Here is a 13,735-nt window from a genome sequence, read left to right as displayed (position 1 = left end):
TTATTTCCTCAAGTACGTCGTTTTCGATGGTTATGTAGAGTTTATTTTGTTTGAGTGTGTGAAATACTTACCACGAGCCACCTGCGCCGCCGCCGCCGAAACCACCGCCGCCACCGCCAAAGCCGCCGCCTCCGAAACCACCGCCGCCAAAGCCGCCTCCACTGCCGCCGCCCATACCGGGTAAGAAAATCATGCCGCCTCTGCGCCCACCTTTACCGCCGCCGCCTTTTCCACCGCCACCGCCGCGTGAGATCAAAAACATCCAGATAAAGATTGCCATAATCAGCGTCATGAAGAAACCGCCGCCTAAGGCCATCGAACCTGCAAAAAACCCGCCAGCGGTAATGATAGAACCAAATACTCGGCCCAATATATTAGTAATAAAGCTACCAAAAATCATCGCCATGATAAATAAGAAAATAGGTGATGGCAGCTCGTCTGAGCTTTGCTGAGCAGTGCGTTCTGCGGCTTGTGCATCAGCACGGGCTAAGACTTCAGGATCAGCAGTTAGGCGTGTTTTGAGCGCTTCAACGCCAGCGATTATCCCTGCACCATAGTTATTTTGCTTAAATAACGGCGTGATATCTTCCCGAATGACACGGTTGACTGCCGCATCAGGTAAGACACCTTCTAACCCATAGCCAGTTAAGATATACATATCACGGTCATTGACAGCGACGACAATCAGTAGACCATCATCGATAGCTTCATCACCCAATTCCCACTTTTCAGCAACTTGCAATGCATAATCAAATATTGGTACGCCATTGGTAGTTGGTACGATAACCACCGCTGCTTGTGCTAATCCCTGCTGATAGATACTTCTAAGCTGCGCCTCTAGGCGTAGCTTCTCTTGAGGATTTAAAATATTGGCTTGATCAACGACTGGTTCATTGAGTATCAACTTATCAGCGTCAACACCCTCGGCACTGGAGCGTACGGGTGGCTGAGCGGTTGTTTGGGCATTGGCTGTACCATTTACTGTGCTTTGGTTATCTGCGTTTTGATTGATAGCGTCGTTGCCAAGCACTGCCCCATTGATAGCATCGTTATTTAAAACAGCATCATTGATTGCTTCGTTAGACTCGCCTGCTTTAGCAACGGCCACCAACTCTTCGACACTACGGTTTTGCAGATCCGAGGTGCTATCTGTCGCCACCGCTGTATCATTGGGTGCAGCATGCAATGCAGGCACGCTGACGACACCTAACGTAAACAGTAATGCTGATAAGATTGCTTTTGAATTATTCATCTAATCTATACCACCTCAGATAACATCTTTACCAATTGATAAACTCTAACTAATCATCATTGAACCATTAGCTAAATAAACAGAGCTGCCTATGCTGCTCTGTCGTCACGTTCATTCTAAATTTTATTCAGCTGACTTTTCTGCAGAGTCGCCAAAATCAACACTTGGTGCGGTTGAAATCGCTTCTTCATTGGCCACACTAAAGTTGGGCTTAGTGTCCATACCAAATACTTTTGCAGTGATGTTGGTTGGGAACTGACGTACCGTTGTATTGTATCCCTGCACTTCTTGAATATAGCGGTTACGAGCGACAGCAATACGGTTTTCAGTACCTTCTAACTGTGCCTGCAAATCCTGAAACAGTGCATCTGATTTTAGATCAGGATAACGCTCAGACACTGCCATCAAACGCGATAACGCACCTGTCATCTGCTCTTGCGCTGCTGCATAACGCTCCATCGCTTCTGGATCATTAAGCACTTCTGGCGTCACCGTGATACCACCCGCACGTGAGCGAGCTTCTGCCACTTGGGTGAAGACTTCTTGCTCTTGCTCGGCATACTGCTGTACGACTTTGACTAAGTTTGGCACCAAATCAGAACGGCGCTGATACTGGTTGACCACTTCTGACCATGAAGCAGTGACCTGCTCATCTTGTGCCTGCAGGTTATTGTAGCCACAGCCGCTTAGACCAACCGTAGAAGTTGTCAATAAAGCGGCTAGCAACATCGGCTTCATAATAGATTTACGCGTCATTGTTGATTCTCCTAATAATGATAAATAACAAATATCCAGTACCACGTTTTTAATATTTTTAAGTTTTCTTGGTATTCATACGGCAGTCATACGCTCTATATATTGTATATCTGCGCATCACTCTATCAGCATGATATCAAAAGAAGTTGTCCTAATGATGGCGTTATATACGGCTTTTTACAATTGACCGTTACCAAAACACAACCGCATAGCGTTAACGATAACGCGTTTTTATCATGATAGATATAGAGCAAAAATCTAGCAGTCTAGCGCAATCAGACTAAATGTTATGAAAGTACAAACAATTATTTATATATAATCTAAATTTTGCTAATGTATCAGCAAAATAAAATACGAATATATCTACCGTCTACAAAGAAATTTCTAGTAATTAGTACAAAAATATGGCAAATTGCAGTTACGTAGCCGTACGGTTTGAATACATTTGGTAGTGGACTTATAGTTTGATTAGTATTAGCGAGTTGTTAATTTCTTAATAAAAACATCAATTAACTGTCAAATTATCGCTAAATACTGTCAATTCGCCATACCAGTCATGTATTTATTCAAGACAGCTCATAGTAAGTTGAATGCCATCATGGTGATGGATATTTAATTATATAACCGCCTGTTTTATCCGCCGGTCAACTTATGACTCATCTGATGTATAACATGATGATAGAAGACCGCAGTAGTTGAGGTTGTAGAATAATAGTAAACGCAGCTGATATTAATATTATCAGTGATAAGCGCTATGCAAATAGTCCGTATTACTGATGAGATACGCGGGTAAATACAGACAACTACAGTCCATTCTTGGTGGCCAAGCACATGAGACTTAGACAATAAATAAGTCGATGCAGAGACTTTAACTGCTTAACTTAAATAAGTAAGTTAACCAGTTAGTTTACTCCTAGCAAACAGTGCCACCTTGAGACAGTACTAGGAACATAAATATGGAAGGTTTAGTTAACTTAGTAAATGGAATTATCTGGAGCCCAGCGCTGATTTATCTCTGCTTGGGTGCCGGTCTGTTCTATTCCATTATGACGCGCTTTGTACAAGTACGTCTATTCGGTGAGATGATCAAACTCCTATTCACTGGTAAATCTAGTGCACAGGGTATCTCATCATTTCAGGCACTTGCCGTCTCACTCGCCGGCCGTGTGGGTATGGGTAACATCGCTGGGGTAGCTGCTGCTATCGGCTTCGGTGGCCCAGGTGCCGTTTTCTGGATGTGGATCGTAGCCTTCCTAGGCGCATCTACAGCCTATGTCGAATCTACTCTTGCTCAGATTTACAAAGAAAAAGATGTGGTAACTGGCGAGTATCGCGGTGGCCCAGCTTATTACTTTGAACGTGCCCTTGGTCAAAAGTGGTACGGTATCCTCTTCGCAATCGCTTCTATTTTATCATGTGGTATGTTCTTACCTGGTGTACAGGCGAACGGTGTTATCAGTGCATTTGCACAGGTAATGGGCGAAGGTACGATCATGAATGTTGCAGGCCTAGAAGTTGGCTCTATGCGTTTGGTCGGCTTGGCTATCATCTTAGTGGTGCTAGGTATCATCATCTTCGGTGGTATTAAGCGTATTGCAACCTTTACTGAGTTTGCAGTACCTTTCATGGCATTAGGTTATATTGCCCTAGCGCTAATCATCATGTTCAGCAACTTCAGCTTGATTCCAGATGTATTTGGTATGATCGTTGGTGATGCATTCACTGCACAAGCAGGTTTTGGTGCTGCTATCGGTTGGGGTGTGAAACGTGGTATCTACTCTAACGAAGCTGGTCAGGGTACGGGTCCTCACGCTGCTGCTGCTGCTGAAGTTGAGCATCCATCACAGCAGGGTCTCGTTCAGGCATTCTCAGTATATGTTGATACATTACTAGTATGTTCTGCTACTGCATTCATGATCTTGTCTACTGGTATGTACAACATTCAAGGTACGCTACCAGATGGTCAGTTCATCGTACAGAACGTTGCTGCTACTACTGAAATCAATGCTCCTGCGTTCACGCAAATGGCAATGGAATCTGTATACGGTACGTTTGGTAATGCCTTTATCGCAATCGCTGTATTCTTCTTTGCCTTTACAACAATTCTGGCTTACTACTACATCGCTGAAGTCAACGTCGCTTACTTAACACGTTTCCTTGGTCGTAGTGCGAACAGAACTGGTTTATTCCTAGTGAAAGTGCTTATCATGGCGATGGTTGCTTATGGTGGTCTAAACTCAGCTGGTTATATCTGGGCAATCGGTGATATCGGTGTTGGTCTTATGGCTTGGCTTAACATTGTTGGTATTCTTGTCATTTTCATCGTGGCTCGTCCAACACTTACTATGCTTAAAGACTATGAAGCTCAGCGTAAAGCTGGCGTAACTCGCTATAGTTTTGATCCTGCTAAATTCGGTATCAAAAACGCACCATATTGGGAAGAGCGTCATCTAGCACAGCAAAAAAGCATGAACGCTGACCCATTACGTAAAGATAAAGTGTAAGTTGATTTAATAGGATTGCTATTTAATCTTATTGAATAAAAAAAAGCCCGAGACCATGTTCTCGGGCTTTTTTGTTTGGATGTTTTTCTACACCGCTACAGAATGGCTTACCGAAAAAACATTGAAGCCCACGTTCATACGAGCTGATTTAATACCTTAAAATTACCTTTCTAACTTTTAAAATTAACTTGTATTTGGCACAACATATAACTGTCATTTTGCATTTTTCCTGCCTTTGTATAGAGCTTACTTTGGCATTTTATATTTCCATACTGATCGGGTAGCCGTACCAGTATAGGTAAACCACAACTCCCCTATTTTTAATTTATAGACATAAAAAAGCCTAGCACGATGGCCAGGCTCTCTTTAAATAACTTGTAGATTCAAGACCTACAAACTAAGAAATAGCTTATTCAGGCATTAATACTGCATCGATAGTATGAACCACACCATTGGTTGCCATAATATCTGTACCAGTGATATTTGCTGTGTTACCAGTAGCATCAGTAATTACATTGTCTTCACTGATAGTGATGGTTTTACCGTTTGCTGTTTCAATCTCAGTACCATATGGGATATCAGCCGCTTTAACTTCCATTGCTAGTACATGGTAAGGAAGGACAGTTTTTAGCAAATCTGTATTGGCCAACAACTCTTCTTTAGTCACGCCTAATTTTTCTAGTACTGGCGCAAATGCATCATCAGTTGGGGCAAATACAGTATGCTTGGTTTCTTCCATTAGCATGGTATCAAGACCAGCAGCCTGTAGCGCAGCGGTTAAAATAGTTAGATTTTCGTTTTCTGCTGCGATTTCAGCGATAGTTTGAGTCGCTTCCATGTCCATTTCGGCCATTGGCTCTGCTGCAACAGCTTCTGTCTCAGCAACTGGCTCAACTGCCATCTCTTCAGTCGCTTCTGGTTCAGTTGGCTCTGCAACAGTCTCAGTGTCGTTACACGCTGCTAGTGACATGGCTGCGGTTACAACTGCGATAGATAACAAGTTCTTCTTTAACATAGGTAATTCCTTTTTGGATAAATAATTGATTAAGGGATTTATTTAAATTAATAACTTTCGATAAATATAATGGCGACCAATGATTAATAAATGTATCAATTACTTAGTCATACTATTTGGTCCATTATATTGATAGTTCTCAGTCTAACTGTTTAATTTTTAAATGGTATTTACTTAAGTAGCAACACTGTATCAATCACGTATATAGCATTGTTTGCTTGTATATCAGTTATTGCGATATTTGAGACGAAATGATGGTGATTAACTATTTCCGGATTTTTACTTTAAAAATCTAACCTAAATAGAAACTTATATAGATAAAGCTCTACAGTCTAAAACAGCCATTGTCTGATAATGAAATCATCACAAACAATGGCTGCTTAGTCTTACAATAAATACAGTGGGTATGCCTCAGTTAATACTTATTTAGGCAACAATACTCTATCAATTACATGGACGACACCATTGTTGGCAGCGATATCAGTCTTCACGATATTCGTTGTGCGACCATTCTCGTCCATCAATTTGCCTTCTTTGGTTACCATCAACGTATCTTTGCTAGCGGTCATTACGTTACCAGGCTTCACATCTTTGGCATACATAGCCATATCACCAGCGACTACGTGATAACCCAATAATTTGGTTAATAGTGGTTTATTGGCAAATAACTGTGCTTTGGTCATGCCTGTTTCTTGCAATGCTTGCATAAAGGCAGCATTGGTCGGTGCAAATACCGTATAGTGAGCATTAGGATCAGACAACATATCGACTAAGCCTGCTGCTTGTACCGCTTCTACCAATACTGAAAAATCAGGATTGCTTTGGGCAACTTGTACAACATTCATCTTAGCCATACTCTGACTGTGCATCGGTGCTTTCATGTCGCCCGTCTTCGCTGGCATCATATTATTACAAGCACTTAGACCTGCGATTGAGATAGCCAATGTACCGATGGTGGCAATTTTAGTAAGTTTCATAACATTTTCCTTAATGATTTGAATTTCTTTGACGTTGGTATTGTTTCAACTATGATATTACTGTCTTACAGATCATCCTGCCTGCTAATGCCATTTGCTCACCATACTATACTGCTAACATTGATACTCTTAATACCAGTTATTGTTAATAAATGAGCCTGTATTTATAAGTAGGACTTACTAAGACCTTGTATTTCTGAAATTAAATTAACATGTAAGCAATCTTTATCAACCTGCCTTTGCGCAATTTTTTGTAGTATGGGTGTAAATTCTGTCTGACTTCTGAGCGTTCCCGTTGGCTTTCATTTGCAAAAGAAAAGCTTTATGTAAGCCCTTAGCGAAATGATATTCATTTGTGCGTATCTGCTTTATGAAATAGACTCTAATACCTTGCTTTGTTACTTAGCTCTCCTCTTATTTATCTATTGCCAAAGAGGAATATGCAGTATCCATATGTAGCAAACTTTTCATGCTAAAATAATGCAAATTTGCGGTCCTCTTCGTGAGACTCTGCACGCTACTGGTTTGTTATTCCTTCTTTTTTTAATAATTACGATATAAGCAGCACACCTATGATTCCAACGACGACCTCACCAAACGATTCTCATACCGATACCGCCTCTAGTTCCTCATCCGCTAATGACTTTATATTGACGCCACCTGCTGTATTTCCGTTTAAGGAGCAGCAGCTAACCGCTCGTGCCCGTATTACTGAGCAGATGGCATCACGCATTTTGATGTTAGACGGTGCGATGGGTACGCAGATTCAGACTTATAAACTAGAAGAAGCGGATTATCGTGGTGAGCGTTTTGCTGATATTGACCAAGATGTACGCGGCAATAACGACCTGCTGGTACTGACTCAACCGCACATGATCAAAGACATTCATCACGATCATCTGCTAGCGGGCGCTGATATCATCGAGACCAATACCTTTAATGGTACGCGTCTGTCGATGGCTGACTATGACATGCAGTATTTGGTCCCAGAACTGAACAGGACGGCGGCCAAGATTGCTCGAGAAGCAGCAGATGAATTTACCGCAAAGACGCCTGAGAAACCGCGCTTCGTTGCAGGTGTTGTGGGTCCGACTTCACGTACGTGCTCGTTATCGCCTGATGTTAATGATCCTGCATTTCGTAATATTACCTTTGATGAGTTGGTACTCAACTACCGTGAAGCGACTTTGTGCCTGATAGAAGGCGGCGTCGATATCATCTTGATTGAGACAATATTTGATACGCTAAATGCCAAAGCGGCGATATTTGCGATCACTGGTGTGTTCGATGATATTGGCTTTGAGTTACCAATTATGATTTCGGGTACGATTACCGACGCGTCAGGTCGCACGCTATCTGGTCAAACAGCTGAAGCGTTTTACAACTCTATCCGCCATGCCAAGCCTCTATCTGTTGGCTTTAACTGTGCGCTAGGTGCTGATGCGCTGCGTCCACATATTCAGACATTGTCAAACATCGCTGATACTTACGTCTCTGCGCATCCAAACGCTGGTCTGCCCAATGAGTTTGGTGAGTATGATGAAACCGCTGAAGAAACGGCTGCCCTACTTGAAGGTTTTGCCAAAGCAGGTATCTTAAACATTGTCGGCGGCTGCTGTGGTACGACGCCTGAGCACATCCGTCAAATTGCTAAAGTTGTGGCAAACTATCCACCGCGAGTTATCCCTGAGATAGCACCTGCCTGCCGACTATCAGGTCTAGAGCCATTTACCATCAATTCTGATAGTCTGTTTGTCAATGTCGGTGAGCGTACTAACGTCACAGGCTCTAAAAAATTCTTACGTTTGATTAAAACCGAAGCCTATACCGAAGCACTCGATGTCGCTCGCGATCAGGTCGAAGGCGGCGCGCAGATCGTCGATATCAATATGGACGAAGGCATGCTCGACTCCAAGCAGGCGATGATTCATTTCGTCAACTTGGTTTCAGGTGAGCCAGATATTAGCCGTGTGCCACTGATGATTGACTCGTCTAAATGGGATATTATCGAAGAAGGCCTAAAGCGTACGCAGGGCAAATCTGTCGTTAACTCTATCTCGCTAAAAGAAGGTCATGCTGAGTTCGTTGAGCGTGCAAAATTATGCATGCGTTATGGTGCCGCGATTATCGTCATGGCATTTGATGAAGACGGACAGGCTGACACTTACGAACGCAAGATTGAGATATCTAAGCGCAGCTATGATGTGTTGGTTAACGAAGTCGGTTTCCCATCAGAAGACATTATCTTTGACCCAAATATCTTTGCCGTCGCCACAGGTATCACCGAGCACAACAACTATGGTGCTGACTTTATTAATGCCACACGCTGGATTACAGAAAACCTGCCGAACGCCATGGTCTCGGGTGGCGTATCCAACGTCTCGTTTAGTTTCCGTGGTAACCCTATCCGTGAAGCGATCAACTCCGTATTCTTATACCACGCGATCAAAAACGGTCTGACCATGGGTATCGTCAACCCAGCTATGCTTGAGCTGTACGATGATATTCCAAAGGAAGCCCGTGACGCTATCGAAGACGTCATGCTCAACCGCAATCAAGGTGAGACTGGTCAAGATGCGACTGAACGTCTGATGACCGTCGCTGAAAACTACCAAGATGGCGGCAAGAAAAAAGACAGTACTGTCGATATGAGCTGGCGCGAAGGCACGGTAGAAGAACGTATCGCCCACGCACTGGTCAAAGGCGTGACCACCTTTATCGAAGCGGATACCAAAGAAGCATGGGAGAAGTACCCTAAACCGCTAGAAGTCATCGAAGGGCCGCTCATGGACGGTATGAATATCGTCGGTGATCTATTCGGTGCTGGTAAAATGTTCCTACCGCAAGTCGTAAAATCTGCCCGCGTGATGAAGCAATCCGTCGCATGGCTAAACCCATATATCGAAGCGGAAAAAGTCGAAGGCGAAGTCAAAGGTAAAATCCTGATGGCAACTGTCAAAGGCGACGTCCATGATATCGGCAAAAATATCGTCGGTGTGGTACTCGGTTGTAACGGTTATGATATTGTCGATTTGGGCGTGATGGTGCCATGTGAAAAAATCCTCGATACTGCCATCGCAGAAAAAGTTGATATCATCGGTCTGTCTGGTCTGATTACCCCAAGTCTCGATGAGATGGTCTACGTTGCCAAGCAAATGCAAGAGCGCGGCATGACGCTACCATTGATGATCGGCGGTGCAACGACGTCGAAAGCGCATACTGCCGTCAAGGTCGAGCCACAATATCAAAACGATGGCGTCATCTATGTATCGGACGCTTCGCGCTCAGTCGGCGTGGTGACCAAATTGCTATCAAAAGAGCACCGTCAAGCGCTCATCAATGAGACACGTGAAGAATATGTCAAAGTGCGTGAACGTCTGGCTAAGCGTCAACCAAAAGCCGCCAAAGTCACCTATGCTGAATCGGTCAAGATTGGCTTTCAGTACGACTGGGAAACTTATGTACCACCAGTACCAAATAAGCTAGGACAAGTCATATTGGATGACTATCCAATCGCGAATCTGCTACCTTATATTGATTGGACACCGTTCTTCATCTCTTGGGGTCTGACCGGTAAATACCCGAAAATATTGCAAGATGATGTGGTTGGTGAAGCAGCTCGTGATCTGTTTGGAAATGCAGAAGAGCTACTACAAAAGATGATTGATGAGAAATCAATCGTGGCTAAAGGCGTGTTTAAACTGATGCCTGCGCGCCGTACTGGGGCCGACACCGTGACTGTGTATGATAATGACCCACAAAATGGTGGCAGCCCAACGTATCAGTTCGAACACTTACGTCAGCAAAGCGACAAAGCTAGTGGCAAGCCGAACTTTAGCTTGGCAGACTTTATCTCGCCATCAGAGACGCATACTGATCACTTGGGCGGCTTTACTGTCTCCATCGTCGGTACAGAAGTACTTGCTGAGCAATATAAAGCAGCAGGCGATGACTATAATGCCATCATGGTACAGTCACTGTCTGACCGCTTAGCCGAAGCATTCGCCGAGCATCTACATGAGCTCATCCGTAAAGAATACTGGGGCTATCAGCCGACTGAATCACTTACCAATGATGAGATGATTAAAGAAAAATACGTTGGCATCCGCCCTGCCCCTGGCTACCCTGCCTGTCCTGAGCATACCGAAAAAGGCAAATTGTTTGACTGGCTCGGTACGGTAGATGCTATCGGTACAACGCTAACCGAGAGCTATGCGATGTGGCCTGCGTCATCGGTCAGCGGCTTCTACTATTCACATCCTGACAGTGAATACTTCAACGTCGGAAAAATCAGTCGTGATCAGTTAGAGAGCTATGCTGAGCGTAAAGGCTGGGATATGAAAACGGCTGAGAAGTGGTTAAATCCAAACTTGTAGTCTATTGGCTAATGCAATTATAAAAACCTAACAGTTCTTTTTTGGCTTACTTATTTAATATGGGTAAGCCATTTTTTATGGCATTCTATTTTGCCTACCCTCAGCAAACTTATCGCTACGTTCATAGCAAAATACTTTTATCATTTACTGACAAGAACCATGCTAGATTATTGTCTACTTTATTATTTTGAGACAGGCTATGAATCAGATTGCATTACTTTCTAGTTGGATTGGCAAAACTTTTGCAATTTGGGCATTGGTCAGTGCTGTTTTGGGATTTATTTTTCCTGAGTTTTTTGCCTCGTTGGCTTTTTTGATCGTTCCTATACTTGGCATCATTATGTTTGGGATGGGCATGACGCTCAAAACGGAAGATTTCCTAGAGATTGTCAAACGCCCCAAGCCTGTACTGGTTGGACTATTAGCACAATTCACGCTAATGCCTCTCATTGCTTACTTGTTGACAGTGATTTTCAACCTTGATCCTTTAATAGCAGTCGGTGTTATTTTGGTTGGTTGTTGCCCGGGCGGCACGTCGAGTAACGTGATTACGTTCTTAGCCAAAGGTGATGTGGCATTGAGTGTGGCGATTACCTCTATCTCTACCCTGCTTGCGCCTTTTTTGACCCCGATTCTATTAAATGTGTTTGCTGGTCAGCTCATTGATATCAACCTAGCCAGTATGATGATGACCATTACTAAGATTGTCATTTTACCGATACTGCTAGGCGTCGTCTTTCATAAGTTTTTGGGTAAAAAAATCGAGTTCGTCACTGAGGTATTACCGATGGTGTCGGTATTGGGTATCTCTATTATCATCGCGGCAGTGGTTGCCGTGTCTAAAGCAACCATCTTAGATAGTGGTGCTATCGTCTTTATCGTCGTTGCCTTGCACAATATGACGGGTTATACCTTGGGATATGTAATCGCTCGCTTGTCTGGATTTACGGAGAAACAACGCCGCGCGATTATGGTGGAAGTGGGTATGCAAAACTCTGGTCTAGGCGCTGCCCTTGCAGCGACTTATTTCAATCCTGTCGCGGCCTTACCTAGTGCAATATTTAGTGTCTGGCATAACTTTAGCGGTGCGTTGGTTGCGAATATTTTTGCTAAGAGAAATGGTAAGTAAGTAGCATCTTCTAGTACTCACATCCTGATAGCGAGTACTTCAATGTCGGACAAATCAGTCGCGACTAGTTAGAGAGTTATGCTAAACGTAAGGGCTGGAATATGAAAACTGCTAAGAAGTGGTTAAATTTTAATTTGTAGATTATATGCATGTATTCATAAGAAAAGACGCTTCACGTGTTGGGGAGCGTCTTTCTAAGAAGGTAAATTAAATATATATGCCAAATAAATTAGACTATAAGTCATATTCAATCTAATGGCTTTTCTGGTGGGGTGAATAACATATCATCAAGCATACGACCAAGAATCGTCTGCACATCAGCCGAATGATATCCTTTACTAAATATTGAATCAGCAGAACCATTGGCAATAACTGATTTATCTGTTTGAATATTCCACATATACCCTAAATTTTCAGCATCGTTTGCTGCTGTATAATATAAAGGTTTAAAAATTGTCGTCCTATAATGAGTATCCCCATCTATATCAAGGTTATTCTTATATAGGTATCTTGTCTCATCACAAATCCTTGTTTGCTCATCTTGACTATCCTGATTTGGGTCGCGTAAAGGTATTTCGAACCATTTTTGGCTAGTAGGGCTGCATTTCTTATTACCGTACAAGACGTTTTTCTTATTTACCGTAACCCAATGAGAAAGGTACGGCATATAGTGACCAATTGCTTTATGTGTTTTATCCATACCAATCTCTACGGATTCATCAGAGAGATTTTGGCCAATAAGACGCGCTGAGGAATAAATCCAGTTAGTAGCCTTATCGTCTTCGGAGGTCATATTTAACCAAATAGGTCGTTGCACATCAGATCCCTTCCCAGGCATATTTTTAAATACTTTGTCAAAAGCATTTGCACCTATCGCAGGGTTCAAGTTTACTAGTAATGAACGACTTCCTAAAGGCCAGTCTTCAATTGACTTCATTTGAACTAAGTCATTAATAAATGCCTTAGATAAAAGTCTCGCTCCAAAGGATTTACCCATGATAAGAGTGTGCCCTGAGTGAGGATTCCTTTGGACATTATTTACCATAGATATGATATCAGCTCTCAGATGGCCTTTTCCGCCAATCCTATCCGCAATATCTGACACAGATTTTGGAGTTATCCACTTTGTTGGAGAGTACTTATACTTCTCACCTTGCCAACCAATATATACCCCGATAACATTCATATCGGGATTTCGAAAGCTGCTACGAGCTAAAATATATGGAAAGTACTTTGCCTCTGGAGTTATCTTAGATGACTCTTTAGTATTTGCATTGTTGTGCCAACTATTAACATAAACATTTAAGTAAATTGGCTTGTCAGAAGTTTCTATAGCACGTTTAATAATATCTAACTGTCTGTTTCCCTCAAACTTCTCACCATCTTCGTTGTATTCCAAATAGAATATACTAAAGGACGTCTCCTCAACTTTATCCTCCTCAACTTTATCTTTACCCCTCTTTAATATCGACCATCCATTCATAACTACATAGTCATTTTTAGGTTCGATATCGATATATGAATCTAGTTCCGCTTTGGAACAAGCATCTGGATTAGCGCAGGCAATTTTATGATAGGCCTGATCAGGTATAGTCGCACAGGAACTTAAAATAAAGCAGCAAAAACAAGCGAATATGTATTTCATAATAAACATCCTTGTATTTATTTTACTGACATAAATTATAAGTTCCTCGTAATGCAGTAAGTTATATCGGATATATAAAAA

Annotated in this window: 8 protein-coding genes; 3 read left to right on the top strand and 5 right to left on the bottom strand. The window is 42.6% G+C overall.

All coding sequences use genetic code 11. The features are described from left to right. Positions 1–67 precede the first annotated feature (67 nt). Both QL886_RS10675 and QL886_RS10670 read right to left on the bottom strand, forming a co-directional pair. Positions 68–1,252 (bottom strand): TPM domain-containing protein, encoded by a 1,185-nt coding sequence (locus QL886_RS10675; protein WP_290178707.1) that lies wholly within the window; start codon positions 1,250–1,252, stop codon positions 68–70. 123 nt (positions 1,253–1,375) lie between these two features. Next, on the bottom strand, positions 1,376–2,008 hold the full coding sequence (locus QL886_RS10670) for a LemA family protein (protein ID WP_101204949.1): 633 nt from the start codon (positions 2,006–2,008) through the stop codon (positions 1,376–1,378). Between the two features lie 956 nt (positions 2,009–2,964). Between QL886_RS10670 and QL886_RS10665 the strand changes: the two genes are divergently transcribed. After that, positions 2,965–4,512: an alanine/glycine:cation symporter family protein gene (locus tag QL886_RS10665; RefSeq protein WP_201569401.1), complete on the top strand. Its 1,548-nt coding sequence runs from the start codon at positions 2,965–2,967 to the stop codon at positions 4,510–4,512. A 409-nt stretch (positions 4,513–4,921) separates the two neighbouring features. On the opposite strand, the gene QL886_RS10660 is transcribed toward QL886_RS10665, so the two are convergent. Then, the gene (locus QL886_RS10660; protein WP_290178706.1) at positions 4,922–5,527 is read right to left on the bottom strand and encodes a fasciclin domain-containing protein; all 606 of its coding nucleotides are present in this window, start codon (positions 5,525–5,527) and stop codon (positions 4,922–4,924) included. A gap of 422 nt (positions 5,528–5,949) precedes the next feature. Next, positions 5,950–6,504 (bottom strand): fasciclin domain-containing protein, encoded by a 555-nt coding sequence (locus QL886_RS10655; protein ID WP_290178705.1) that lies wholly within the window; start codon positions 6,502–6,504, stop codon positions 5,950–5,952. A gap of 572 nt (positions 6,505–7,076) precedes the next feature. Here QL886_RS10655 and metH point away from each other — a divergent pair. Next, entirely contained in the window at positions 7,077–10,880 is a 3,804-nt protein-coding gene (gene metH, locus QL886_RS10650) for a methionine synthase (RefSeq protein WP_290178704.1), read from the top strand. Positions 10,881–11,079: 199 nt separating this feature from the next. Further along, the gene (locus QL886_RS10645; protein ID WP_290178703.1) at positions 11,080–12,009 is read left to right on the top strand and encodes a bile acid:sodium symporter family protein; all 930 of its coding nucleotides are present in this window, start codon (positions 11,080–11,082) and stop codon (positions 12,007–12,009) included. A 247-nt stretch (positions 12,010–12,256) separates the two neighbouring features. On the opposite strand, the gene QL886_RS10640 is transcribed toward QL886_RS10645, so the two are convergent. Then, positions 12,257–13,654: a hypothetical protein gene (locus QL886_RS10640; protein WP_290178702.1), complete on the bottom strand. Its 1,398-nt coding sequence runs from the start codon at positions 13,652–13,654 to the stop codon at positions 12,257–12,259. Between the last annotated feature and the right edge of the window lie 81 nt (positions 13,655–13,735).

The organism is Psychrobacter sp. APC 3281 (assembly GCF_030407815.1).
Taxonomy (GTDB): domain Bacteria; phylum Pseudomonadota; class Gammaproteobacteria; order Pseudomonadales; family Moraxellaceae; genus Psychrobacter.
This window is presented reverse-complemented; position numbering and strand designations above follow the sequence as displayed.